This window comes from Iodidimonas sp. MBR-22, from assembly GCF_029946565.1.
In the GTDB taxonomy this organism is placed as follows: Bacteria; Pseudomonadota; Alphaproteobacteria; order Sphingomonadales; family Rhodothalassiaceae; genus Iodidimonas; species Iodidimonas nitroreducens.
This window is the reverse complement of record NZ_JARKVQ010000004.1, coordinates 36,546-61,304: the sequence shown is the minus strand read 5'-3', so window position 1 is coordinate 61,304 and position 24,759 is coordinate 36,546. Positions and strand designations below refer to the sequence as shown.

Here is a 24,759-nt window from a genome sequence, read left to right as displayed (position 1 = left end):
TTGCTTCCAAAAGATAACACTTGACATAGATATACGTATTTTTAGCCAGAATGGAATAGCGAAACAGATTCGTAGCAAAAATTTGCACGCCGGTTCTGGTGGCTGAGGGCGGGGCCGGAAGCGCGTATAGTGGGATCGGGTTTCATTGCGAAAGATCCTTTTATGGCCAGTCTCCCTGCAAAGCTGCGGCGACCATCGAAAGCCGGTCGGCTCGATCATATCCCCGGTGAAAAGGGCTGGCCCATTCTGGGCAATACCTTGGAAGATTTTCGCGATCCCCGCGCCTATACGCAGCGGATGCTGGATCGCTATGGCCCGGTCTATCGCCATCATATCCTTTTTCGCGATCAGGTTTCGCTGATCGGCCCCGAGGCCAATGAATTCTTTTTCCTCGACCGCGACAAGGCCCTGTCATCGGAACAGGGCTGGATGCTGTTTTTAAAGGATCTGTTCCCGCGCGGCCTGATGCTGCTTGATTTCGATGTTCATCGCGCCCATCGCAAAATCATGGGGGTTGCCTTTAAAACCCCGGCCATGCGCCATTATTGCACCCGGCTCAATGCGGGCATTCCCCAGCGCATCGATCAATGGGGCAAGGGTGGGCGGTTTTTGTTTTATGATGCCATCAAAACCCTGAGCCTTGATATGGCGACCGATGTTTTTTTAGGGATGGCGCCGGGCGCAGAAGCGGCGGCGGTGAATAAAGCGCTTTCCGATATGGTGGCGGCTTCGATGGCGATGTTTCGCTATCCTTTGCCCGGCACATTATATGGTCGGGGTGTGGCCGGGCGGCGGGCGATGGGCACATTTTTTGGCCGCCTGATCCCCCAAAGGCGGGGCACATCGGGATCGGATACCTTCAGCCTTTTATGCAATGCCACGGATGAAAAGGGCGAAGGTTTCAGCGATCAGCAGATCATCGATCACATGAATTTTCTGTGGATGGCGGCTCATGATACCATCACCTCATCGGTGACCACCCTGATCTATGAATTGGGGCGAAACCCCGATTGGCAGGACAGGCTGGCCGATGAGTGCGCAAGTCTTGGCAGTGATCATCTGGATCATGAGGATCTGGGCAAGCTGGAACTGGTGGATCATGCCTTCAAGGAAGCCATGCGCCTGAATGCCCCGGTGCCTGCCCTGCCCAGGATGACCATCAAGGATGTGGACTTTGGCGGCTATGAAATCCCCAAGGGCACATTGGTGGGCATTTCCCCCACCTTCGTGCATCGGATGCCCAGCTTATGGCCCGATCCCGAACGCTTTGATCCCATGCGCTTTTCTGATGAAGGCGGGGTGCGCGAACGCCATAAATATGCCTATGTGCCTTTTGGCGGCGGGGCGCATATGTGTTTGGGGCTGCATTTCGCCACCATGCAGGCCAAGATCATCCTGTTTCATCTGCTGCGTCATTGGCGCATCAGGCTTGATCGTCCCGATTATCAGGCCGAATTCCAGATCATGCCCCTGACCAAGCCGAAATGCGGCCTTCCGCTGGAGCTTGTGCGGCGGTGAAAAACAATAAAAGGGGGGGATGATCATGGACCATTTTGATTTCATCATCATAGGGGCAGGATCGGCAGGCTGCGTGCTGGCCCATCGGCTGAGCGAAAATCCCGCCCATAAGGTGCTTTTGCTGGAAGCCGGGCCAAAAGACAGCAACCCCTTTTTCCACATGCCTTTGGGCTATGCCGTTACCTTGAAATCCACCCGCTATAATTGGCAATTTCCCACCGTGCCGGATCGCCATACCCATGATCGCATCCATAAATGGCCGCGCGGCAAGGCTTTGGGGGGGTCATCCTCGATCAATGCGATGATCTATATTCGCGGCAATCCCGGCGATTATGATGGCTGGCGGCAATTGGGCTGCACGGGTTGGGGGGCGGCGGATGTGCTGCCCTATTTCATGCGATCCGAAGATTATGAACATGGGGCCAAACCCGGCCATGGCACGGGCGGGCCGCTGCCGGTGCGTGAACCGGCTTATGTTCATCCCATGTCGCGGGTTTTGCTTGAGGCGTGCGCGGATTATGGCCTGCCTGTGCTCGATGATTTCAATGATGGTCGGCAAGTGGGCGCGGGGCTGTGCCAATTCACTATCGATCAGGGCAGGCGGATGTCAACCGCGCGCAGCTTTTTAAAGCAGGCAGCAAAAAGGCCTAATCTGGTGATCAAAACCGGTGCTTTGGTGCACAGGCTTTTAGCGCAGGGGCGCAAGATCACCGGGGTGCGCTATGCCATTGGCCATAAATTGATCGATGCTGCCGCCGATAGGGAGGTGATTGTATCTGCGGGCACGGTCAATTCCCCCCATCTGCTGGAGCTTTCAGGCATTGGCGATGCCCAAAGGCTGAAGGCGCAAGGCATCGATCTCTTGTGCGATCTGCCGGGGGTGGGGGAAAATCTGCAAGATCATTATAATGCGGCCTTGGCCTTTCAATTCGTTCCGGGAACGCCATCGATCAATGCCATGGCCCGGGGCCTGCCGCTTTTGGGGGCGCTTTGGCGTTATTGGCGGCATCGGGATGGGATGATGTCAATCGGTCCGGCGCATGTCACCGCCTTTGCCCGCAGCCGGCCGGATGTGCACTGGCCCGACGTGCAATTTCATGCCACCCCCGCCACTTTGGATGGCGAAGCCTATAAAAACAACGAACTGATTTTCGATCAGGACCCCGGGCTGACTTTGGGCGGCTGTGTGCTGCGCCCCGAAAGCCGGGGATCGGTTCATCTGAAATCCCCCGATCCGCGCCATTATCCTGATATCACCCCCAATTATCTGGAAGCCTTGACTGATCAGAAGCTGATGGTGGACGCGCTTTTGATGGTGCGGGCGATCATGGCGCAACCCGCCATGGCCCCTTTTGTGGACAAGGAACGCGATCCCGGTGCCCAGGCCCGCAGTGCTGATGAATTGCTCGCCTTTGCCAGGGAAAGCGGCACCACCATCTATCACCCGGTGGGCACCTGCGCTATGGGTCGGGCGGATGATCCACGGGCTGTTTGCACCCCCGATCTGAAGGTGAAGGGGGTTGAGGGCCTGCGGGTTGCCGATGCCTCGATCATGCCGCGCCTTGTTTCGGGCAATACCAATGCCCCGGCGATCATGATCGGGGAAAAGGCCGCTGATCTCATTTTAGGGAAAACGCCTCCTGCTGCTGAAAATTGGCCCCATGGGGCCGAAGATTGACCCCATGGCGGCATGAAACAGTGCAAGGATGGCAAAATTTTGCCACATGCATTGACATTTCGGGGCGAAGGCACGACCTTCGGGCTGTTATAGTCATCATGAAACACGCCCACTGATCGATCAGGAGAGAGATATTGTCCACGGCAAGCACGGGTGACACCGTCAAGGTTCATTATACCGGCACATTAAACAGCGGCCAGCAATTCGATAGCTCGCGCGAGCGCGAACCCATTGCTTTCGAGCTTGGCAAGCAACAGGTGATCGCTGGCTTTGAAACCGCGATCGAAGGCATGGCCGCCGGCGAAACGAAACAGGTCACCATTCCCGCCGATGAGGCCTATGGCCCCCGCCGTGATGATCTGGTGTTCGCGGTTCCCCCCGATCAGTTTCCCGCTGAAATGACCCCCGAAGAAGGGATGCGCGTTACCGGCACCACCAAGGAAGGCCAGCAGGTTGAAATGATGATCGTTAAGGTGAGCGAAGACAAAATCACCCTGGATGCCAATCATCCTTTGGCCGGCCATGATCTGAATTTCGATCTGGAGCTGGTGGAAATCGGCTGAGCCTCGTTTGACCACGCCGCTTTAGGAAAAAGCACCCCGGCAGATTGCTCTGCCGGGGTTTTCTTATGGTCAGGATTGATCAGGCTGTTCAGGGCTGTTCAGCATCCGGGCGGAAATCCACATCCAGATTGGCCGCCATCCATGTGAAAACGGCATAGGCGGCAATATTCTGCTGGATATTGTCGAGGTCGATCTTATCAAAGGTATCATCTGCGGTGTGGTGCAGATCGAAATAATCGCTGCCATCCTGGGTCAGGCTCACCACCGGCACCCCGGCTTGGCGCAAGGGGATCACATCGGGGCCGCCGCCCGCTTCATTTGCCCCCATACCAATGCCCAAAGGCCGCAATTGCCGATGTATGGCCCGGATTGTGGGCAGATCTTCCGCGCCCACCCGGCTTTCAAACCGCCAGATGCGACCCGCGCCGAAATCGGATTCCGCCGCGATCACATGATTGGCCAGTTCATCCGCATGGGCCTTGGCATAGGCCCGCGCGCCCAAAAGCCCCACTTCCTCGGCCCCCCATAAAATCAGGCGAATGGTGCGTTTGGGGGCAATGCCATTGTCTTTGATCAGATTTACCGCCGCCATGGTGATGCCAATACCGGCCCCATCATCGACGGCACCCGTGCCCAGATCCCAGCTATCGAGATGGCCGCCGATCACAACGATCTCCTCGGGCTTTTCCGATCCCATGATCTCGGCGATCACATTGCCAGATGTCACCTGCCCTAAGCTTTTCGGGGTCATCTCAAGCTTGATGCTGACCGGCCCGCGTTCCAAAAGGCGGCTTAATTGATCGGCATCGGGATTGGATAAGGCGGCAGCCGGAATGGCGGGGACACCCTCGGCATAGCGGGTGCCGCCGGTATGGGGAAAGCGGTGGCTATCGGTGCCCACGGATCGGATCAACGTGGCCACCGCGCCTTTTCTGGCGGCAACCGACGGCGTATTGCCACGAATATAATTGGTGTTGCTATAGCTCGATCCATCCTGCGTTTTATACATTTTGAGATCGATGAACACGATCTTGCCATCAAGGCTGCCATCGGGCGCGGCTTCAAGCTGATAAAGATCGTCAAAACGCGCCACCTCAGCGGTCAATCCGCCCTCCGGGGTCGCCACCGACCCCCCCAATGTGGTGATCGTCAGGGGCTGCGCTGCCGCCCCCACCACATGGGCGGTTTCGATCCCCCGCGCCCAGCCTTCCATTGCAAAAGGCTCGACCCGGATATGGCTGAAACCCAGCGCCTTCAATTTCGCCACGGCCCAATCCCGGGCGGCGGCTTCCCGCGCGCTGCCCGCCAAACGGGGCCCGACCTCGGTGGTGAGGGATTCGATGATCTCATAGCCGGTGCGATCATGAAGCCCCGCCGCCCGCAGCGTTTCCACTTGTTTGATCAGTGTGGCAGGGGTTTCGGCCACCACATAGTCCTGCGCCCACACGCCTTCGGTGGAATGAACACTGACAGCCAGAAAAGCTGCCGTCATCAAGGCCTTGGCCCGCATCGCAAATCTCATCTCATGCCTCTCCATCATCAAAATATGTGCGAAACACTAGCCGCAGTTCATCCATCCGCCAAGCCTGCTGATTGCGTCACCCGCGCGAGTGCGCTATGGAGCGCATCAAATCCCTGTCTTTGAAAGGTTCGGTGCGTCTCATGGTTCAGTATGTTTTCCACATGCAAGGACTCAACAAGAAATATCCCGGTGGCCGCCATGTGCTGAAGGATATTCATCTCAATTTCCTTCCCGGCGTGAAAATCGCGGTGATCGGCGTCAATGGCTCGGGGAAATCGACCCTGATGCGGATCATGTCGGGCATCGACAAGGATTTCACCGGCGAAGCCTGGGCCGCCGAGGGGATTCGCACCGGCTATCTGAGCCAGGAACCTCAGCTTGATCCGGCCAAGGATGTTTTGGGCAATGTGCGCGATGGGGTGGCGGCGCAACAGGCCATTCTTGATCGCTATAACGAGATTTTGGCCGATTATTCTGATGATGTGGCCGATGAAATGGCCCGCCTGCAGGATGAAATCGATGCCGGCAATCTGTGGGAACTCGATCATCAGGTCGAGATTGCCATGGATGCCCTGCGCTGCCCGCCGGGCGATGCCGATATCACCACCCTTTCCGGTGGCGAGCGGCGGCGGGTGGCCCTGTGCCGCCTGTTGCTGGAAAAGCCCGATCTTTTGATGCTGGATGAGCCAACCAACCATCTGGATGCCGAATCGGTGGCCTGGCTCGAACGCTTCTTGCAGGAATATAAAGGCACCGTGGTGCTGGTAACCCATGATCGCTATTTCCTCGATAATGTGGTGGGCTGGGTGCTCGAACTCGATCGCGGCCATGGCATTCCTTTTGAGGGCAATTATTCCCAATGGCTGGAAGCCAAGCAAAAGCGGCTGGCACTGGAAGAACGCAAGGAAGAAGCCAAAGACAAGGCTTTGGCGAAAGAGCTGGAATGGATCAGATCCAGCCCCAAAGCCCGGCAGGCAAAATCGAAGGCGCGCATCCGGGCCTATGATGAAATGCTGCAAGAACAGCAGGAAAAGCTTTCGGGCACGGCCCAGATCAAGATGCAGCCGCCCACCCGGCTTGGCAGCAATGTCATTGAATTCAATGGCGTTTCCAAAGCCTTTGGGGATCGCCTGCTTTATGAAGATCTCAGCTTTTCCCTGCCGCCCGGTGGGATCGTGGGGATCATCGGCCCCAATGGTGCCGGTAAAACCACCCTGTTCAAGCTGATCACCGGCGAAGAAACGCCCGATGCCGGAACCATTTCCATCGGCGAAACCGTGCAGCTTGGCTATGTGGATCAAAGCCGCGATGCTTTGGATGCCAATCAAACCGTGTGGCAGGAAATTTCCGGCGGCGATGATATATTTTATTTCGGCAAGACCGAGATTCCCACGCGTTCCTATGTGGGGGCCTTCAATTTCAAGGGCGCCGATCAGCAAAAAAAGGTCGGCCTGCTTTCGGGCGGGGAGCGCAATCGCGTGCATCTGGCCAAAATGCTGCGCAAGGGCGGCAATGTTTTGCTGCTGGATGAGCCAACCAATGATCTGGATGTGGAAACTCTGCGGGCTTTGGAAGAAGCGCTGGAAAATTTCGCGGGATGCGCCGTGGTCATCAGCCATGATCGCTTCTTCCTCGATCGCCTCGCCACCCATATCCTTGCTTTCGAAGGCGATAGCCATGTGGAATGGTTCGAGGGCAATTTCGAAGCCTATGAAGCCGACCGCAAGCGCCGCCTGGGCGATGAAGCCGCAACCCCCCATCGCTTGAAATTCAAGAAATTCGAACGCGGCTGATCGCATCGCCCCGCGCAGGAGAAAATAAAGACCGAGGTGCCCGGAAAGCCCGCCATCAGCCGCTTTCGGCCTGGCAGGTTTCCGGCACCCATGCATCGGTCATCATTCCGGCGATGCGATCGATGATCCGTTCTGAGGCATGGCCATCGCCAAATAAAGTCCGCCGCCGGGCCATGCCTGCATAATGGGCCGGATGATCGAGCAGGCGGCAGGCTTCGGCATGGATGCGCTGTTCGGAATGCCCCACCAGAATGGCCGCCCCGGCATCCACCGCTTCCTGTCGTTCCGTGCTTTCGCGCAAAACAAGAATGGGCTTGCCGAGAAAGGGCGCTTCTTCCTGCATCCCGCCGCTATCTGAAATCACGAAATGCGCCTGCCGCAGCAGGTGGATGGAACTGGCATAATCCAGCGGATTCAAAAGATGCACATGCGCCACATCCGCCAAAGATGTGCGCATCAGATGATCGATTTCAGGCGAAGGATGCACGCTGACGATGATCTCTACATCCCCCCGTGCTGCCAGCCGTACCAAGGCCCGGCTCAGGGCCTTCAGCCTGATCCAGCGCTTTTCCCGGCGATGGCAGGTGACATAAATCAACCGCCGACCTTGTGGCACCATCGGCAGCAGCGCCTGCGCCCGGGCGGCCAGCGCCTCATCGCGATCAAGGCGGGCGCACATCTGTTGCACCGCATCGATCCCGCTATTGCCGCTGATCAGGATGCTGCGGGGATCGATCCCTTCGCGTTCCAGATTTTTTTGGGCCGCCAGGGTATGCACCGCGTGGAGATGGGCCAAAGGCGCGATCATCTTGCGGTGGGATTCTTCGGGCCAGGGATCCAGCCGATCCCCACTGCGCAGGCCCGCTTCCAGATGTAAAAGCGGAATATGTGCATAAAAGGCCGCCAAAGCGGCGGCAAAACTCGTGCTGGTATCGCCCTGCACAATCATCCAATCGGGCTGTTCGATTTGGATCATCGCGCCGATCCCGTCCAGAATCGCAGCCCCCAGGCTTGTGAGGCTTTGATCGGCAGACATGACCTCAAGATCATGATCTGCGCTGATCCCGAATTGCGCCAAAACCGGGTGGACCAGATCGCGATGCTGACCGCTCAGGCACAGGCAATGCTCGAAATCCCGCCGATTTTTGATCAAAGCAATCAATGGCGCCAGCTTGATCGCTTCGGGGCGCGTGCCAATGACCGACATGATCCGCAACAGAAAAATCCCTTCCCGCCAACAGGCACAAGCGGCGCCATTTGGGGCGATGCAGAAAATGCACCCCTTGCGGGTAAGAATTATAAGGATTCGTGCAACTGTCCAGTGTTTATTTCATTTAATTGCGGCCTATCCGTTGCAGTTGTGCGGGAAAAAAGATCACTCAACCGTCACCGATTTGGCCAGATTGCGGGGCTGATCCACATCGGTGCCTTTTAAAACGGCGGTATGATAGGCTAAAAGCTGCACCGGAATGGCATAAACAAGGGGCGATCCCAAAGGATGCACCGCCGGCATTTCGATGCTGTTCAATGCGGTTCGGCCCTGGCTTGCGATTCCCTCCTTGCAACTCATCAAAATGACCTTGCCGCCCCGGGCGATCACTTCTTCCATGTTCGACACCGTTTTTTCAAACAGCGGACCTTTGGGGGCGATGACAATCACCGGCACATTGGGATCGATGAGCGCAATCGGGCCGTGCTTGATTTCGCCCGCAGCATAGCCTTCGGCATGAATATAGCTGATTTCCTTCAGCTTCAGCGCCCCTTCAAGGGCGAGGGGATAATCAGCGCCGCGCCCCAGATAGAGAACATCCCGCGCCCGGGAAAGATCAGCGGCAATCTCCCGCACATGGCTTTCCTCTTGCAGGGCTTCCGACATGCGCGAGGGAATTTCATTGAGCACCCGCACCAGTGCCGCCTGTTCCGTCTGATCAATATGGCCCCGGGCCACCCCAAAGGCGATGCTGAGCGCCGCCAGAACCGCAAGCTGGCAGGTGAACGCCTTGGTGCTGGCCACGCCGATTTCCGGCCCGGCATGGGTGGGAAACACCATATCCGCTTCCCGCGCCATGGTGGATTGCGCCACATTGACGATGGTGGCCGTAATCTGGCCCTCGGCCTTGCAATGGCGCAGGGCTGCCAGGGTATCGGCGGTTTCCCCCGATTGCGAAATAAAGAGCGACAGGCCGCCCTTGGTCATCACCGGCTGGCGATAGCGAAATTCCGATGCGATATCCACGGTCACCGGAATTTTGGCATAATGTTCCAGCCAATATTGCGCGATCATCGCCGCATAATAGCTGGTGCCACAGGCAATGAGGGTGATCCGGCTCAGGGCTTTGGGATCAAAACACAGGCCCGGCACCGCCACCGTTTCGGCCAGAGGATCGAGATAGCTGCCAAGGGTTTGCCCCACCACGGTGGGTTGTTCGTATATTTCCTTCAGCATGAAATGGCGGTGATTGCCCTTGTCCACCATCACGCCCGAAACCGATGAGTGCACCAAAGGCCGTTCCACCGGTTCGCCTGCGGCATCAAATAAGGCAAAATGATCGCCATGAAGCTCGGCCCAATCGCCTTCTTCCAGATAGCAGATGCGATTGCACAGCCCGGCCAGCGCGATGGCATCCGATCCCAAAAAGCATTCCCCATCCGCCAGCCCCACAACCAAAGGGCTGCCGCGCCGGGCGCCATACATCAGGCGATCCTTGCCATCGATCAGAATGGCAAGGGCAAAAGCCCCTTCAAGACGATCAAGGGTCTGTTTCACCGCCAATCGCGGCTCTATCCCTGCGGCAAGATGATCGCTCAGCAGATGGGCGATCACTTCGGTATCGGTTTCGCTGGTAAACTGATGGCCTGCGGCGATCAGCTCTTCGCGCAGGGCTTTGAAATTCTCGATGATGCCATTGTGCACCACCGCCACATGCCTGCCGATATGGGGATGGGCATTGGCGGTTGAGGGCCCGCCATGGGTGGCCCAGCGGGTATGGCCGATCCCGATCAGGCCATCAAGGGGATCGCGGGCAAGCAGGGCATCAAGCTGATCGAGCTTGCCGCTGGCCCGACGCCGGGCGATCCGGCCGTCTTCGATAAGGGCGATCCCGGCGCTGTCATAGCCGCGATATTCCAGCCTGCGCAAGGCATCCATCAAGCGGCCTGCAACCGGCCTTAGCCCCACGATCCCAATAATTCCGCACATATTGCCGTCCCTTGTTCTTGTCCTGGAAGCCTGATCCGCTGTCAGCGTGTTTTTGGATCGCCATGATCGATTTTTGGGGCCGATTTCGGGCGACTTTTGCGGGCCCGGAATTTTTTCGCCCAGCCGGGGCGGCTGGTCTGCTCGGCCCGGGCAAGCGCCAGATCGCCATCATCCACAGAGCGGCTGATCACGCTGCCCGCCCCGATGATCGCTCCTTCGCCAATGTGCAAGGGGGCCACCAGGGCGCTGTTTGATCCGATGAAGCTATCGGCTCCGATGCTGGTGTGGAATTTGGCAAAGCCATCATAATTGCAAAAAATGGTGCCCGCGCCGATATTGACGCGCGGCCCGATGGTGGCATCGCCGATATAGCTTAAATGGCTGGCTTTTGCCCCTTCATCGAGCCGGGCATTTTTGATTTCCACGAAATTGCCAATCTTCACCCCCTTGCCGATATCGGCCCCCGGGCGCAGGCGGGCATAGGGGCCCACCACGGCTTTCGCGGCGATCTTTGCCCCTTCGATATGGGAAAAAGCGCGAATGATCGCATCATCCTCGATCTCTACATGGGGTCCAAAAATCACATGCGGTTCGATCAGCACATCGCGGCCCAAGCGGGTATCATGGCTGAAATAAACCGTGTCCGGGGCGATCAGCGTCGCCCCTGCCGCCATGGCCGCCCGGCGCATCCGGTTTTGAAACACGGCTTCCGCCTGAGCCAGATCAGCACGATCATTCACGCCCAAAAGATCATCGGCCGGGGCTTCGATCACCGCCGCTTTCACCCCCAGATCCCGGGCAATTGCCACCGTATCGGTGAGATAATATTCCCCCTTGGCATTTTCATTGCGCAAGGGCTGCAAAAGCCGGGGCAAAAGCGCCCCATCAAAGGCCATCACCCCTGAATTGCACAGGCCGATTGCCCGCTCGGCGGGGCTGGCATCCTTATATTCCACAATCCGCAAAAGGCTGCCGTCATCATTGGTGACAAGGCGGCCATAAGCTCCGGGATCATCGGGGCGAAATCCCAGCACCACAAGCCCCGGGCCTGCCGATTGCCGATCCCCGATCTGTGCCAGCATCAAAGCCAAAGTTTCAGATCGGATCAAAGGCGTATCGCCATACAGCACCAGAACCGGACCCTGATGGCCAGCAAGGGCGGGCAGGGCCTGCATCACCGCATGGCCGGTGCCCAATTGGGGTTCCTGCACCGCAAAATCCACCTTCCGGCCTGCCATCGCGGTTTCAAGCTGCTGGCGATCCGATCCCACGACCAGAATCTGCCGCTCCACACTGATTTCCGCCAATCGATCAAAGATATGATCGATCATCGCCCGCCCGCCAATGGGGTGCAAAACCTTGTGACGACGCGATTTCATCCTCGTGCCCTTGCCTGCGGCAAGAATGACGGCAGCGGCATTGCGAACAGACATGGAAGGATGCAGCCTTTCGATTAAAACAGAGGCAAAGCCCCGATAAACCATTGGCGGGCAGACTGCCACAGGCAGCAGGCTTATTCAAAACGCAAATATAGATGTGAAAAGGAAAGCTGGCTAGCGACCCCATGACCACCCACCCAGATTTCTGCGGGCTTTTGATCGGGAGGGGAGTGGAGCGGGTGAAGGGAATCGAACCCTCGTCACTTGCTTGGGAAGCAAGAGCTCTACCATTGAGCTACACCCGCATCAGGCTGGACAGGAAACTAGGGCCGACGCGGGGCGAAATCAAGCGTCAATCGTTGCGCGCTTATTGCGCGCCCATTGCGCACCATGAAAGGCACTGGCATGTTAGCTTTATGGATGCCCCAAAGCCCAAGGATTCCCCCGTGCAATCAATGGATGCGAGCCTCTCGATCATCAAAAATCTGATCGCTTTTCCCACTATCAGCCAGAACAGCAATCTGGACCTGATCGCTTATGTGCGCGAGCTGTTGGCCGAACATGGGATCACCGCACAGCTTTTTGCAAATGAGGATGGCACCAAAGCCAATATGCTGGCCAGTATCGGCCCGGATGATCGGCCGGGCATCCTGCTTTCGGGCCATAGCGATGTGGTGCCGGTGGCGGGCCAGAATTGGTCCAGCGATCCTTTTGCGGCCGAAATGCGCGATGGGCGGCTTTATGGGCGCGGGGCGTGCGATATGAAAGGCTTCATCGGCCTTGTGCTCGCCCTTCTCCCCCGGCTGGCCCGGGCGGATTTGGCCATGCCGGTGCATATCGCCTTGTCTTATGACGAGGAAGTGGGCTGTGCCGGGGTGCGCTCTTTGGTCGATCATCTGGCCCATCTGCCGATCAAGCCGCGCTTTGCCCTGATCGGCGAGCCTACGGATATGAAGCTGGTGACCGCCCATAAGGGCATTTGTGTGGAGCGCACCACCATCATCGGCAGGGCCGCTCATTCCAGCCTCCCCGATGAGGGGGCGAATGCCCTTTTCGCGGCGGGGGCCTTCCTGAGCTATCTCGATGCTTTGGCCCAAGAGCTGCGCGCGCATGAAGATGCCCGGTTCGAGCCGCCTTTCACCAGCATCAATGCCGGACGCATGACCGGCGGGGCGGCGGTCAATATCATTGCTGATCGGGCGGTGATCGATTGGGAATTTCGCCCGCTGCCCGGCATCGATCCCGATCAGATTCTGGATCGCGTGAAAAGCCATGCGCAAAAGATCATTCTGCCAAGATTGCAGGCCACCGCGCCCGAGGCGGAGATAAGCTTCGAGCAGATCGCCCGCGCGCCATCCCTTGAGGCCGATGGCTCAGAGGATGCGGAAAAGCTGATGCGCCGGTTGATCGGGGCCAATGAAAGCCATGCGGTATCCTTTACCACCGAAGCCGGGCTGTTTCAGAAGGTTTCCGGTATTCCGGCCATCGTCATCGGCCCCGGTTCCATCGAACAGGCCCATAAGCCCGATGAATTTGTGAGCCTTGATCAGCTTCAGCGCGCCCGATCCATGCTCGAGGCGCTGATCGATTATGCCGAAGCCAGAGCTTAGGGTCCTGACCCTAAAGCCCAATGTCTTCGGGAGAGAATTCATAATGGCGATTGCAGAACTGGCAATTGGCGGTGATTCGGCCCTCTTCGACCATATCGGCGAGATCGCTGGCGGGAAAGCTTTGCAACACCGATAACAGGCGTTCACGCGAACAGCGGCAGCGATGATCGATATCCGTGGGTTCAAAAACCCGCACCCCATCCTCGTGATAAAGCCGGTATAAAAGCTGATCGAGATCAAGCTGCGGATCGAGCAGTTCGCGGCTTTTCACGCTTTGCATCAGGATCGAGGCCCGCCGCCAGTTTTCCTGCTCATCGCGATCCAGAAGGCGCGGCCCGCCCTCTTCGCCATGGGCCAGATGCTGCACCATGATGCCGCCAGCCCGCCAATGGCCAGAGACCGGATCAAGCCCGCAGGCCAGCCGCAGGGCCGTGGGGGTTTGTTCGGAATTGAGGAAATAGGTGATGGCGCAATCGCTTAAATTATCGCCATCCAGATCGACAATCCCCTGATAACGCTCCATATCCGCGCCCTGATCGATGGTCATGGCCATATAGCCGCCCGCTCCGATCAGGCTGCGAAAGGATGCGTCAAGGCCCAGATCGGCCAGCGCCGCCGCTTTATAATCGGCATAGCCACGCACATGCCCCGGCGTTTCAAAATCGGCGACCAGAAAATTTACCGCCGCCTGATCCCGGGCTTTTGCCTGAATGGTGACCTTGCCCTCATATTTCAGGATCGATCCCAGCAAACCCGACAGCACCACCAGTTCCCCCACCAGAATGGCCAAAGGCTGGGGATACTCATGGGCGGTGATGATATCATGCACGGCGGTGCCCAGCCGGATGGCCCGGCCCCGCACATTCATGCCCTCGATCTGAAAGGGCTTCACGAGATTATCCAATGAACCGGATTCAGGCAGGATGATTGGCCGGTTATTCGGCCTTGGTGTCGTTTCGCGCATCAGTTTTCCTGTTCAGCAGCTTGGGGCTGCGGCGATTATCCTCTGGCCAAACACCATGCCAGAATGGCCTTTTGGGCATGAAGCCGGTTTTCCGCCTGCGCCCAAACCACCGATTGCGGGCCATCGATCACCGCATCGGTGACCTCCTCGCCGCGATGGGCGGGCAGGCAGTGCATGAAGATGGCATCAGGTGCGGCTTTCGCCAGCAGTTCGCTGGTCACCCGATAAGGCTCGAACGGTGCCAGTTCCTCGGGCGCGCGTTCCTGGCCCATCGAGCTCCAGGTATCGGTGTAAAGCGCCACGGCGCCCGCCACCGCCTCAATGGGATCATCGCACAGCCCCACATCCGCGCCTTCGGCCAGCGCCGCCTCGATCACCGCAGGATTGGGCTGATGCCCCGGCGGGCAGGCAAGGCGCAAACGAAAGCCAAAGCGCTGGGCGGCGTGGATCAGCGATGTCGCCACATTATTGCCATCCCCCAGCCAGGCAACATTTTGCCCCCGGATCGGCCCTTTGGCTTCTTCGATGGTCAGCATATCGGCCATCAACTGGCAGGGATGGGAATGATCGGTCAGGGCATTGATCACCGGGATCGTGGCATGTTGGGCCATTTCGGTGAGATTGCTGTGCTGATCGGTGCGCAGCACGATGGCATCCCCATAAGCCGATAGCACATGGGCGGTATCGGCGATGCTTTCGCCCCGGCCAAGCTGCAGGCGGCTGCCATCCAGATCGCTGGCCGCCCCGCCAAGCTGGCGCATCGCCACCTCGAAGGAAATGCGGGTGCGGGTTGAGGATTTTTGGAAAATCATCAGCAAAATATCCCCCGAAAGAGGCGCATCGCGATCCGCGGCCCCACGCGGCAGCCCCCCGCGCCCGGCTTTCATCTGCCGGGCATGATCGAGGATCTGGCGCAGGGTTTGGCCATCCAGCCGATCAAGATCGAGAAAATGCCGCAGTCCGGCGGGGGTAGCAGACGCTGTCATTCTGTATCTCCGTTCTTATCCATCATCCGGCCTTTTGGGCCCGGGCGCCAATCATTGCGGAGAGGGTTGTTTCCAGCAATCCGATGGCTTCATCCACCTGCGCCTTTTCAATGATCAAGGGCGGCAAAAGGCGGATCACATTATCGCCCGCCGGGGCCACCAACAGGCCATGGGCAAGGGCTGCGGCCACAGTTTCCCGGGGATCAAGCCCCCGCAGCTTCAGGCCCAGCATCAGCCCCCGGCCCCGCACCAGTTCCACGCTGTTATGATGCTGTGCGGCAAAATGATCGAGCCGTTCCTTCAGATAGGTGCCGATCTCGTTGACATGATCAAGAAAGCCCGGAGCCAAAAGCAGATCAAGCACCGCATTGCCCACCGCCATGGCCAAAGGATTGCCGCCATAAGTGGTGCCGTGGCTGCCCGGGGTCATGCCTGAGGCCGCTTTTTCGGTGGCAAGACAGGCCCCAAAGGGAAAGCCGCCGCCAATGCCTTTGGCTGCCGCCACGATATCGGGGGTGATGCCCGCCCATTCAAAGGCAAAAAGCTTGCCGGTGCGGCCCATGCCGCATTGGATTTCATCGCAGATCAGCAATAAATCATGCTGATCGCACAAAGCCCGTAAACCCTGCAAATAGCCATCCGACAAAGGCAGAACCCCGCCTTCGCCCAACACCGGCTCCACCAGAATGGCCGCAGTTTCCGGGCCGATGGCGTGGGCCATGGCCTCCAGATCATCGGGCCGCACCCGATCAAAACCGGGGAGAAGCGGGCCAAAGCCGGTGACCAGCTTTTCCTGACCGGCGGCGGAAATGGCCGCCATCGAACGGCCATGAAACGAGCCTTCAAGGGTGATGATCCGGTTTTTATCCGGCTGGCCCTGATCGTAAAAATATTTGCGCGCGGTTTTGATCGCACATTCGATGGCTTCAACACCGGAATTGACGAAAAAACACTTGTCGGCAAAGCTGTTGGCCACCAGCCGTTCCGCCAGCCGATCCTGATGCGGGATGCGATAAAGATTGGAGGTATGCCAAAGCTTGGCGGCCTGATCCTGCAAAGCCTTTACCAGATGGGGATGGGCGTGGCCAAAGCTCGACACCGCGATCCCGGCATTGAAATCGAGATAGCGTTTGGCATTCACGTCATAGATATAAGCGCCTTCGCCGCGTTCAAAAGCCACATCCGCCTGCCGATAACATGACATTAAAGCTGAAGTCATCCTGACCCCCTTTGATCGTTCATACACTTTAAGGCCGGGTCATTGGGCTGCGAGACCGGCTTGATCGCTTGTCGTTCATTGATCGTGATGAGATCTTCAAAACAACAGCGCGACCCCCCCAAAGGATGGCCGCGCAACGCCGTTTTATCGATCATTCCATCCTTAGTATCAATGGCCCGGCGGGCCCTGTCAATCGGTTGCCCTTATCCCAAGGGGGCCAGCCATCACATTTCAAACAGCTGCCTTCAGGATTTCAGCCGCCAGCCGGTTTGCAGAACCCGCCACACAATCAGCCACAGGAAAAGATTGATCACCCCCACCACCACCGCGCCGGTGAGAACCGAGCCATCCGCTTCGCCGATGAAGCCATAGCGAAAGCCATCAATGATATAGAAAAAGGGATTGACCGCCAGAAAAGGCTCCAGCCATTGGGCGCCATCGCCCATTTTATCGCGCAGGCGATCAATGGAATAAAAGGTGCCTGAAAGCAGGGTCAGCGGCCCGACGATGAAATTGGTGATCGTTGCCACATGATCGAATTTTTCCGCCCAGATGCCGGTGAGAATCCCCATCAGAGACAGCATGATCGATGCCATCACACCGAAATAAAGGATCGCCCATGGATGGCTGAACATGATCGCCTTGATCGGCAAAAGGGCAAAACAGGCGATCAATACCAGCCCGATGACCAGCCCGCGCGTCACCCCGCCGGCGACGAAGCCCAAACTCAGTTCACCCGGTGATAAGGGGGGCATCAGCACATCCACAATGGTGCCCTGCACTTTGGCAATGATCAAAGATGATGAGGTATTGGCGAAAGAATTCTGCAACAAGGCCATGATGATCAGGCCCGGGGCCAGAAATTGGGTATAGGCAACCGATGTGGTCACCCGATCAGAACCGCCCAGCACCACCGCAAAAATGACAAAGAACAAGATCGCCTGCACCGCTGGTGCGCCGATGGTTTGCATCCATACCTTCAAAAAGCGCCGCACTTCCTTTTCATACAAGGTCCACAAGCCCAGCCCATTGATGCGGCCGATCTTTCGGCTTCCCATCTCTATGGCGGCGGGTTTGCTCTGGCTGCTCACGGGCTGTCTCCATCATGGATTAAAGTATTGGATCAAAGGAAAGCAGACATGATATCTGCCGCCCGATGGGGGTTTTTGGCGGATCGATCATCATCAAAAGCACGCTCTACCCACGCGCCCACACATATCCAGCCATGATCCCTATAGCAAGGGGCCATCATGTGGGTGGGGATGGGGATGGGGAAATGGGGGGTGGGGCGGATCGCGGCTTGTGCGCCACTTCTGGTCTTGTGCTGGGGAATAGGGGCCCTATATTGTGCCCCGAAGAAAAGCTGCGACGAAAATCTGTGGCGGATAGCATGAGGAAGATCCATGGCCTGGACCGACGAAAAAATCGATCTCTTGAAACGGTTATGGGAAAAAGGCCTGTCGGCCAGCCAGATTGCTGCGGAAATCGGCGATAATGTTACGCGCAATGCGGTGATCGGCAAAGCCCATCGGCTGGGGCTGAAATCACGGCCATCGCCGGTCAAGGCCGATTCGGCAAAAACCCGCAAAGGGGCCGGAAAAGCCGCCAAAAAGGAAAAAAAGAGCAAGATCACCCTGCTCGATCTCACCGAACGCATGTGCAAATGGCCCAGCGGCCATCCCGGTGACGCGGATTTTCAATTTTGCGGCAAGCCCTCGGTGCCCGCCATGCCTTATTGCGAAGCCCATTGCCGCGATGCCTATCAGGCCCAGCAGCCGCGCAAGGATCGCCGCCCGCCCCGGGTCCGGCTCTAGGTCTGTTTTAGGGGGCCTCATCAGCCTTCCGCCAAAAGCATTGACAGGCGGCGTTCTCTCTCCCATTTAAAAGATGACAAATATGGTCTGGTTTGATAAGCAAACCGGGTCGAATGGTTTTTAGATGGGTGCTGCACGATGATCAGATTAACCAATCTGGCCGATTATGCGGTCATTTTGATGGGCGCGCTGGCCCGCCGGGATGGCCGGGTGAATGCCGCCGAACTGGCGGCTGAAACAGGCTTGCCGGTGCCTGCGGTCTCGAAAATTCTGGGCACATTGTCCCGCGCCGGGCTTGCTTTGTCGCATCGGGGACTGAAGGGCGGTTTTTCCCTTGGCCGCCCGGCGCATGACATCACCATGGCCGATATTATCGAGGCTGTGGATGGCCCCATTGCGCTGGTTCATTGCATTGAAAATGCCCCCGGCGATTGCGAATATGAGCCGATTTGTACCATGCGCCCCCATTGGCAGATGATCAACAACGCGGTTCGCGATGGGCTGAGCAAGGTGAGCCTTGGCGATATCGCCCATCATCCGATCCCGGCCAATGGCCATCTGCCTGCTGGCTCGCGCGCGCCTTTGCACCATAATCTGGCTTTGGAAGGCACCGACGCCTGAGCGCTTGAGTGCCTGGTTTTTAAAGGCTTTTGCTCTTTTTTAGGATTTGAAACAGAAAGACTGCTCCATGGTTGCCACTGCTGAAACCAAAACCCAGATCGACGAACTGACCGGCACCTATAAGCATGGCTGGTCCAGCGATATCGAATCCGATTTCGCCCCCAAAGGGCTGAATGAAGAGGTGATCCGCTTCATTTCCGCGAAAAAGGATGAGCCGCAATGGATGCTGGATTGGCGGCTCAAAGCCTATGCCATGTGGCAGAAGATGGAAGAGCCCGATTGGGCGATGATCAGCCATCCGCCGATCGATTATCAGGATATCTATTTCTATGCCGCGCCCAAGCAAAAGGATGGCCCGAAATCTTTGGATGAGGTTGATCCCGAATTGCTGCGCACCTATGAAAAGCTGGGCATTCCGCTGGCGGAGCAAGAGGTTCTGGCGGGTGTGGAAGGCGCCCCGCGCATTGCGGTGGATGCGGTTTTCGATAGTGTTTCGGTGGCCACCACCTTTAGAAAAGAGCTGGAAAAAGCCGGGGTGATTTTCCTGTCGATTTCCGAAGCTCTGCGCACCTATCCCGAATTGGTGCGGAAATATCTCGGTTCTGTGGTGCCCCAGCGCGATAATTATTTTGCGACCCTGAATTGCGCGGTCTTTTCGGATGGCACCTTTGTTTATATCCCCAAAGGTGTGCGCTGCCCGATGGAGCTGTCCACCTATTTTCGGATCAATGCCGAGAATACCGGCCAATTTGAACGGACGTTGATCATTGCCGATGAAGGCTCTTATGTCAGTTATCTGGAAGGCTGCACCGCCCCCATGCGTGATGAAAATCAGCTTCATGCCGCCGTGGTGGAACTGGTCGCCCTTGATGATGCCGAGATCAAATATTCAACGGTGCAAAACTGGTATCCCGGCGATAAGAACGGCAAGGGCGGGATCTATAATTTCGTGACCAAGCGCGGGGCCTGCCGGGGTAAGCGCTCGAAGATTTCTTGGACACAGGTGGAAACCGGATCGGCGATCACCTGGAAATATCCAAGCTGCATCCTTGAAGGCGATCATTCGGTGGGGGAATTTTATTCGGTGGCGGTGACCAATAATCACCAGCAGGCCGATACCGGCACCAAAATGATCCATATCGGCAATCATACCCGCTCGAAAATCATTTCAAAGGGCATTTCCGCCGGGCAATCCAATAATACCTATCGCGGCCTTGTGCGGGTGATGGGCGGCGCCGAAAATGTCCGCAATTTCACCCAGTGCGATAGCCTGTTGCTGGGGGATCGCTGCGGCGCCCACACCGTTCCTTATATCGAGGTGAAAAATCCCACCGCCCAGATCGAGCATGAAGCCACCACATCGAAAATTTCCGATGATCAGATGTTTTATTGCATGGCCCGCGGGCTGGATGCGGAAGAGGCGGTGGCCATGGTGGTCAATGGATTTGCCAAAGAGGTGATGAAGGAACTGCCCATGGAATTTGCCGTTGAAGCGCAAAAGCTTTTAGGCATCAGCCTTGAAGGCAGCGTGGGTTAAAGCGGCGGGTCCCGCCCTTTCGGGATCGCCCCAATCGGATCAGACGACCCGGCCAGCGGATCGGGTCCATTAATAAGAGGCACGACGTGACGCATCTTTTGAATATCGAAAATCTGCATGTCGCCATAGCGGGCGAAAAGATTCTGAAAGGCTTGACCCTCAAGATCAAAGCCGGTGAGGTTCATGCCATCATGGGCCCCAATGGGGCCGGGAAATCAACGCTGGCCTCAACATTGGCCGGGCGCGAAAGCTTCGAGGTTTTAGAAGGCACCGTGCGCTATCGGGATGAAGATCTGCTGGCGCTGGATGCCCATCAACGGGCCGCCAAAGGCATTTTTCTGGGCTTTCAATATCCCACCGAAATCCCCGGCGTTTCCAATCTCAATTTCCTGCGCACCGCCCTCAATGCCCAGCGTCGCCAGCGGGGCGAGGCGGAAATGGATGGCGGCACCTTCATGAAGCTTGCCCGGGAAAAGGCTCAAAATCTTGGCATTTCGATTGAAATGCTCAAGCGCTTTGTCAATGTCGGCTTTTCGGGCGGTGAGAAAAAGCGCAATGAAATGATGCAGATGGCGGTCCTCGATCCCACGCTGGCGATTTTGGATGAAACCGATTCGGGGCTTGATATCGATGCTCTGAAGGTTGTGTCGGATGGCATCAATGCCCTGCGCAGTGCGGATAAGGCGATCTTGCTCATCACCCATTATCAAAGGCTGCTTGATTATGTGACGCCCGATCATGTGCATGTGCTGGCGGATGGCCGCATCGTGCGCTCGGGTGGGCCGGAATTGGCGCATGAGCTTGAGGAAAAAGGCTATCAGGCGGTTGCATGATGACACAGCATAGTGAATCCCCAAGCGATGTGGCGGCCTTTCACGCCGCCTATGATCATCTGAAGCCGGCCCTGCCTGGTGCGGGCTGGCTGCGCGAATTGCGCCATGTGGCGATGACCCGCTTTCTCAGCCTTGGCCTGCCGGGGCGGCGTGCGGAACAATGGCGCTATGCCGATCTCAGCCCCTTGCGCAAGGGCAGCTTCAGCCCCGTGACTTTGGCGCAGGAAACCGAGCAGGCCCGGATCGATGCGGCGGCGGTGCCCGGCCTCGATGGCCCTCGGCTGGTGTTCATCAATGGCCGCTTTCAGCGGGCTTTGAGCCGGATGGAGGGCCTGCCCGCCGATCTTGCGCCCCAAAGCCTGCGCGAGGTGCTGATCACTGGCGGCGGTTCTTTGCGCGATCTGATCACCGATCTGCGCGATGGAGATGCGTTTGATCAGCTCAATACCGCGATGATGAGCGAAGGCGTGGTGATCGATGTGCCCAAGGGGTTGAAGGTCGAAACGCCTGTTGAAATCGTTTATCTGGTGGATGATGCCGATGATCGGGCCGCCCATCTGCGGGTCGTCGTTCGGCTGGGCGAGGGCGCATCCCTCAAGCTTATTGAAAGCTTCAAGGGCGATGACAGCCGCTTTTTCACCAATCTCATCACCCAAACCACCATCGCCGACGATGCCCATCTCACCCTGATCCGTCGTCAGAATGAAGGGGCGGGAACCGTGCATATCTCGCGCATCTATGCCACTTTGGGGCGCGGGGCGCTGGCTGTGCATCATCTGGCCACCGGAGGGCAAAGCGCCCGCCATGAACTGCGCGCCGATTTCACCACTGAAGGCGGCGATGTACGCTATCAGGGCATTCAGCTTGCCCGTCCGCATCAAACCCTTGATACCCTCACGTTCCTTGATCATGCGGTGCCCGATTGCACCAGCGATCAGGCCTATCGCGGGGTTTTGGCGGCCGATGCCGTGGCGTCATTCCAGGGCAAGGTGCTGGTGCGCCGGGATGCCCAGAAAACCGATGCCAAACAAAAATCCGATAGCCTGTTGCTCGATCGCTCCGCCACATCGAATGCCAAGCCCGAGCTTGAGATTTATGCCGATGATGTGCAATGCGCCCATGGCTCCACGGTTGGTGAATTGAGCACCGATCAGCTTTTCTATCTGATGGCCCGGGGCCTTTCACCCCTTGAGGCGAAAGCGATGCTGGTGGAAGCCTTCATCGCTGCTTTATGTGATGGCGTTCCTGATGAAGCCGCCCGCAATGCCTTTATCGAAACCGCCCGGGGTTGGCTTCAGGATCCAGATGTACCTGCTCTCGCTGTAAAAGAGGCTTCGTGATGGATGATCTCACGACCACATCAATCGCCCAAAGCGCCGGATCGCTGGCCCCAAGGTCCTTCGATCTCGAGGCCATCCGTGCCGATTTCCCGATCCTGTCTGATCGGATGAATGGCAAGCCTTTGGTGTTTCTCGATAGCGCCGCTTCGGCCCAAAAACCGCAGGTGGTGATTGATGCTTTGCGCCATTTTTATGAACATGGCTATGCCAATATCCATCGCGGTGTTTATCAGCTAAGCCAGGATGCCACCGAAGCCTATGAGGCCACGCGGGAAACCGTGCGCGCCTTCATCGGGGCGGATAGCACGAAGGAAATCATTTTCACCCGGGGCGCCACCGAAGGCATCAATCTGGTGGCCCAAAGCTGGGGGCGGCACAATCTGAAGGCAGGGGATGAGATCATCCTCACCGAAATCGAGCATCATTCCAATATCGTGCCATGGCAGATGCTGCGCGATGCCACCGGAATCACCATCAGGGTGGCCCCGGTGGATGAAAGCGGCGCGCTTGATTTCGAGGCTTATCAGGCTCTTTTGAGCGAACGCACGAAACTGGTGGCGATGGTCCATATCTCGAACGCCATCGGCACCGAATTGCCGGTCGCAAAGATGATCGCCGCCGCCCATGATGTGGGGGCTTTGGCGCTGGTGGATGGCTGTCAGGCGGCCCCGCACCGGCCCCTTGATATGCAGGCGCTCGATGCCGATTTCTATGTGTTCTCAGGCCACAAGCTTTATGGCCCCACCGGCATTGGCGTGCTTTATGGCAAACGCGCCCTGCTCGAAGCGATGCCCCCCTGGCAGGGCGGCGGCGATATGATCTCGACCGTCAGCTTTGCCAAAACCACATGGAACGATCTGCCCTATAAATTCGAGGCGGGCACCCCCAATATCGCCGGGGGAATCGCTTTGAAAACGGCCATCGATTATGTCTCGGCCCTTGGCTTTGAGGCGATCATGGCTCATGAAGCCGATCTTCTGGCTTATGCCGAAGCGCAATTGGCGCAGTTGAACGATGTGCGGATTCTGGGCGGTGCACCACAGCGGGCGGGGATTTTGTCGCTTTTGATGGAGGGCTGCCACCCCCATGATATCGGCACCATTCTGGATCGCGAGGGCATCGCCGTTCGGGCGGGCCATCATTGCGCCCAGCCCGCCATGGATCGGTTCAATGTGCCGGGCACGGCGCGGGCCAGCTTCGGGCTTTATAATAATCGTGCCGATGTGGATGCGTTGATCCGCGGTCTTTTGAAGGTAAAGAGTATTTTCGGATGATGGATGACACTTTCAAACAGCATGAGGGGCCAAAGCCCCTTGATGAAAAAGCGCTCGATGTTGATCCCGATAGCCCCGAAGGCGCGGCCAGCAAGGCCGAGCGCCCGGTTTGGTCGCATAAGACCGAAGATGGCTATCTGGAGGATTTCCTGAAAGCGGATAGCAAGGCGGATGGGGAAGTGGATGCCCCGACGACTGAATCCGCCCCCGCCCCCGCTCAGATGGCCGAAGGCGACCTCAAAGAGCGGGTCATCGAGGCTTTGAAAACGATCTTTGATCCTGAAATCCCGGTCAATATTTATGAATTGGGCTTGATCTATGGCGTTGCGGTGGACACATCTCATAATGTGGAGATCACCATGACCCTCACCACGCCCCATTGCCCGGTGGCCGAATCGATGCCCCATGAAGTGGATCGCTGCGTGCGCTCGGTTGAAGGGGTGAATGATGTGGATGTGGATCTGGTCTGGAATCCGCCTTGGGATATGTCGCGGATGTCGGATGAAGCCCGGCTGGAACTGGGCCTTTTATGATCGGCGAAACCCGGAAATGACAAGGGATAGGACATGACCGCCCAAACCGCTGAATTTGAAATCACTGAAAAAGCCGCCGCCCATGTGAAGGCGCTGATGGCCCGCCGGGAAACCCCCGCTGCCGGGATCAGGCTTTATACCAAGGCGGCGGGCTGCTCGGGCCTGATGTATCAGGTTGATTATGTGGATGAACCCAATGCCGATGATGCCGTGATCGATGTGGCCGGCGTGCGCTTGTTCATCGATCAGCAATCCCTGCCTTATCTGAAGGGCGCGCGGATGGATTGGAAAGACGACCGCTTTGAAACCGGCTTTGTGTTTGAAAATCCCAATGCCAAAGCCATGTGCGGGTGCGGCGAAAGCTTTATGGTATAAG

General features: G+C 57.5%; 21 protein-coding genes and 1 tRNA gene. 13 read left to right on the top strand and 9 right to left on the bottom strand.

All coding sequences use genetic code 11. The features are described 5' to 3' along the window. The first annotated feature begins 162 nt into the window (after window positions 1-162). The 3 genes from QK300_RS04515 (at window position 163) to QK300_RS04505 (ending at window position 3,759) form a co-directional block, all read left to right on the top strand. Complete coding sequence (locus QK300_RS04515; protein WP_281300584.1) at window positions 163-1,518, top strand: cytochrome P450; 1,356 nt, start codon at window positions 163-165, stop codon at window positions 1,516-1,518. Window positions 1,519-1,543: 25 nt separating this feature from the next. Continuing rightward, window positions 1,544-3,196, top strand: a complete 1,653-nt coding sequence (locus QK300_RS04510) for a GMC family oxidoreductase N-terminal domain-containing protein (protein ID WP_281300585.1) — start codon at window positions 1,544-1,546, stop codon at window positions 3,194-3,196. Between the two features lie 134 nt (window positions 3,197-3,330). Further along, window positions 3,331-3,759 (top strand): peptidylprolyl isomerase, encoded by a 429-nt coding sequence (locus QK300_RS04505; RefSeq protein ID WP_281300586.1) that lies wholly within the window; start codon window positions 3,331-3,333, stop codon window positions 3,757-3,759. Window positions 3,760-3,847: 88 nt separating this feature from the next. On the opposite strand, the gene QK300_RS04500 is transcribed toward QK300_RS04505, so the two are convergent. Further along, a complete protein-coding gene (locus QK300_RS04500) occupies window positions 3,848-5,281 on the bottom strand; it encodes a M20/M25/M40 family metallo-hydrolase (protein ID WP_281300587.1) in 1,434 nt (477 codons plus the stop codon). A 140-nt stretch (window positions 5,282-5,421) separates the two neighbouring features. Here QK300_RS04500 and ettA point away from each other — a divergent pair, with 140 nt between their 5' ends. Next, window positions 5,422-7,074 (top strand): energy-dependent translational throttle protein EttA, encoded by a 1,653-nt coding sequence (ettA, locus tag QK300_RS04495; RefSeq protein WP_281300588.1) that lies wholly within the window; start codon window positions 5,422-5,424, stop codon window positions 7,072-7,074. A gap of 55 nt (window positions 7,075-7,129) precedes the next feature. Here the strand turns inward: ettA and wecB are convergent, their stop codons facing one another. From wecB to QK300_RS04475, 4 genes are all read right to left on the bottom strand, one after another. Continuing rightward, window positions 7,130-8,281, bottom strand: a complete 1,152-nt coding sequence (gene wecB / locus QK300_RS04490) for a UDP-N-acetylglucosamine 2-epimerase (non-hydrolyzing) (RefSeq protein ID WP_281300636.1) — start codon at window positions 8,279-8,281, stop codon at window positions 7,130-7,132. Window positions 8,282-8,449: 168 nt separating this feature from the next. Continuing rightward, window positions 8,450-10,273 carry a glutamine--fructose-6-phosphate transaminase (isomerizing) gene (gene glmS / locus QK300_RS04485; protein WP_281300589.1) on the bottom strand — a complete coding sequence of 608 codons (1,824 nt, stop codon included), beginning with the start codon at window positions 10,271-10,273 and terminating at the stop codon, window positions 8,450-8,452. A 41-nt stretch (window positions 10,274-10,314) separates the two neighbouring features. Next, window positions 10,315-11,706 (bottom strand): bifunctional UDP-N-acetylglucosamine diphosphorylase/glucosamine-1-phosphate N-acetyltransferase GlmU, encoded by a 1,392-nt coding sequence (glmU, locus tag QK300_RS04480; RefSeq protein WP_281300590.1) that lies wholly within the window; start codon window positions 11,704-11,706, stop codon window positions 10,315-10,317. Between the two features lie 177 nt (window positions 11,707-11,883). After that, window positions 11,884-11,957 (bottom strand) — tRNA-Gly (locus QK300_RS04475). A 150-nt stretch (window positions 11,958-12,107) separates the two neighbouring features. Between QK300_RS04475 and argE the strand changes: the two genes are divergently transcribed. After that, the gene (argE, locus tag QK300_RS04470) at window positions 12,108-13,262 is read left to right on the top strand and encodes an acetylornithine deacetylase (RefSeq protein ID WP_281300637.1); all 1,155 of its coding nucleotides are present in this window, start codon (window positions 12,108-12,110) and stop codon (window positions 13,260-13,262) included. A 10-nt stretch (window positions 13,263-13,272) separates the two neighbouring features. Here argE and QK300_RS04465 read toward each other — a convergent pair whose 3' ends face one another. The 4 genes from QK300_RS04465 to QK300_RS04450 all read right to left on the bottom strand — a co-directional run bounded on the left by QK300_RS04465 (window position 13,273) and on the right by QK300_RS04450 (window position 17,522). Further along, entirely contained in the window at window positions 13,273-14,226 is a 954-nt protein-coding gene (locus tag QK300_RS04465) for an Hsp33 family molecular chaperone HslO (protein WP_281300591.1), read from the bottom strand. Window positions 14,227-14,261: 35 nt separating this feature from the next. Continuing rightward, window positions 14,262-15,212 carry an ornithine carbamoyltransferase gene (gene argF, locus QK300_RS04460; RefSeq protein WP_281300592.1) on the bottom strand — a complete coding sequence of 317 codons (951 nt, stop codon included), beginning with the start codon at window positions 15,210-15,212 and terminating at the stop codon, window positions 14,262-14,264. Window positions 15,213-15,234: 22 nt separating this feature from the next. Beyond that, on the bottom strand, window positions 15,235-16,431 hold the full coding sequence (locus QK300_RS04455; protein ID WP_281300593.1) for an aspartate aminotransferase family protein: 1,197 nt from the start codon (window positions 16,429-16,431) through the stop codon (window positions 15,235-15,237). 245 nt (window positions 16,432-16,676) lie between these two features. Then, entirely contained in the window at window positions 16,677-17,522 is an 846-nt protein-coding gene (locus QK300_RS04450; RefSeq protein ID WP_281300594.1) for an ABC transporter permease, read from the bottom strand. A 312-nt stretch (window positions 17,523-17,834) separates the two neighbouring features. Between QK300_RS04450 and QK300_RS04445 the strand changes: the two genes are divergently transcribed. The 8 genes from QK300_RS04445 (at window position 17,835) to QK300_RS04410 (ending at window position 24,758) form a co-directional block, all read left to right on the top strand. Continuing rightward, the gene (locus QK300_RS04445) at window positions 17,835-18,245 is read left to right on the top strand and encodes a GcrA family cell cycle regulator (protein ID WP_281300595.1); all 411 of its coding nucleotides are present in this window, start codon (window positions 17,835-17,837) and stop codon (window positions 18,243-18,245) included. A gap of 138 nt (window positions 18,246-18,383) precedes the next feature. After that, window positions 18,384-18,866: an SUF system Fe-S cluster assembly regulator gene (locus tag QK300_RS04440; RefSeq protein WP_281300596.1), complete on the top strand. Its 483-nt coding sequence runs from the start codon at window positions 18,384-18,386 to the stop codon at window positions 18,864-18,866. 67 nt (window positions 18,867-18,933) lie between these two features. Then, on the top strand, window positions 18,934-20,403 hold the full coding sequence (sufB, locus tag QK300_RS04435; RefSeq protein ID WP_281300597.1) for a Fe-S cluster assembly protein SufB: 1,470 nt from the start codon (window positions 18,934-18,936) through the stop codon (window positions 20,401-20,403). Between the two features lie 86 nt (window positions 20,404-20,489). Continuing rightward, on the top strand, window positions 20,490-21,236 hold the full coding sequence (gene sufC, locus QK300_RS04430) for a Fe-S cluster assembly ATPase SufC (RefSeq protein WP_281300598.1): 747 nt from the start codon (window positions 20,490-20,492) through the stop codon (window positions 21,234-21,236). Then, complete coding sequence (sufD, locus tag QK300_RS04425) at window positions 21,236-22,576, top strand: Fe-S cluster assembly protein SufD (protein ID WP_281320818.1); 1,341 nt, start codon at window positions 21,236-21,238, stop codon at window positions 22,574-22,576. The genes sufC and sufD overlap by 1 nt, the downstream gene beginning before the upstream one ends. Continuing rightward, on the top strand, window positions 22,576-23,850 hold the full coding sequence (locus tag QK300_RS04420; protein WP_348651823.1) for a cysteine desulfurase: 1,275 nt from the start codon (window positions 22,576-22,578) through the stop codon (window positions 23,848-23,850). Before sufD ends, QK300_RS04420 begins: the two co-directional genes overlap by 1 nt. Continuing rightward, window positions 23,847-24,383: an SUF system Fe-S cluster assembly protein gene (locus QK300_RS04415; protein WP_281300600.1), complete on the top strand. Its 537-nt coding sequence runs from the start codon at window positions 23,847-23,849 to the stop codon at window positions 24,381-24,383. Before QK300_RS04420 ends, QK300_RS04415 begins: the two co-directional genes overlap by 4 nt. A gap of 33 nt (window positions 24,384-24,416) precedes the next feature. Continuing rightward, window positions 24,417-24,758, top strand: a complete 342-nt coding sequence (locus QK300_RS04410) for an iron-sulfur cluster assembly accessory protein (protein ID WP_042083493.1) — start codon at window positions 24,417-24,419, stop codon at window positions 24,756-24,758. Window position 24,759 lies beyond the last annotated feature (1 nt).

What these genes read in the sequence shown, in the direction of transcription:
- QK300_RS04455 (WP_281300593.1), bottom strand. Translation starts at nt 16,431, where the DNA reads ATGACTTCAGCTTTAATGTCATGTTATCGGCAGGCGGATGTGGCTTTT.
- QK300_RS04440 (WP_281300596.1), top strand. Translation starts at nt 18,384, where the DNA reads ATGATCAGATTAACCAATCTGGCCGATTATGCGGTCATTTTGATGGGC.
- QK300_RS04415 (WP_281300600.1), top strand. Translation starts at nt 23,847, where the DNA reads ATGATGGATGACACTTTCAAACAGCATGAGGGGCCAAAGCCCCTTGAT.
- sufD (WP_281320818.1), top strand. Translation starts at nt 21,236, where the DNA reads ATGACACAGCATAGTGAATCCCCAAGCGATGTGGCGGCCTTTCACGCC.
- QK300_RS04515 (WP_281300584.1), top strand. Translation starts at nt 163, where the DNA reads ATGGCCAGTCTCCCTGCAAAGCTGCGGCGACCATCGAAAGCCGGTCGG.
- QK300_RS04500 (WP_281300587.1), bottom strand. Translation starts at nt 5,281, where the DNA reads ATGAGATTTGCGATGCGGGCCAAGGCCTTGATGACGGCAGCTTTTCTG.
- argE (WP_281300637.1), top strand. Translation starts at nt 12,108, where the DNA reads ATGGATGCGAGCCTCTCGATCATCAAAAATCTGATCGCTTTTCCCACT.
- QK300_RS04410 (WP_042083493.1), top strand. Translation starts at nt 24,417, where the DNA reads ATGACCGCCCAAACCGCTGAATTTGAAATCACTGAAAAAGCCGCCGCC.
- wecB (WP_281300636.1), bottom strand. Translation starts at nt 8,281, where the DNA reads ATGTCGGTCATTGGCACGCGCCCCGAAGCGATCAAGCTGGCGCCATTG.
- QK300_RS04445 (WP_281300595.1), top strand. Translation starts at nt 17,835, where the DNA reads ATGGCCTGGACCGACGAAAAAATCGATCTCTTGAAACGGTTATGGGAA.
- argF (WP_281300592.1), bottom strand. Translation starts at nt 15,212, where the DNA reads ATGACAGCGTCTGCTACCCCCGCCGGACTGCGGCATTTTCTCGATCTT.
- QK300_RS04465 (WP_281300591.1), bottom strand. Translation starts at nt 14,226, where the DNA reads ATGCGCGAAACGACACCAAGGCCGAATAACCGGCCAATCATCCTGCCT.
- glmS (WP_281300589.1), bottom strand. Translation starts at nt 10,273, where the DNA reads ATGTGCGGAATTATTGGGATCGTGGGGCTAAGGCCGGTTGCAGGCCGC.
- ettA (WP_281300588.1), top strand. Translation starts at nt 5,422, where the DNA reads ATGGTTCAGTATGTTTTCCACATGCAAGGACTCAACAAGAAATATCCC.
- glmU (WP_281300590.1), bottom strand. Translation starts at nt 11,706, where the DNA reads ATGTCTGTTCGCAATGCCGCTGCCGTCATTCTTGCCGCAGGCAAGGGC.
- sufB (WP_281300597.1), top strand. Translation starts at nt 18,934, where the DNA reads ATGGTTGCCACTGCTGAAACCAAAACCCAGATCGACGAACTGACCGGC.
- QK300_RS04420 (WP_348651823.1), top strand. Translation starts at nt 22,576, where the DNA reads ATGGATGATCTCACGACCACATCAATCGCCCAAAGCGCCGGATCGCTG.
- QK300_RS04510 (WP_281300585.1), top strand. Translation starts at nt 1,544, where the DNA reads ATGGACCATTTTGATTTCATCATCATAGGGGCAGGATCGGCAGGCTGC.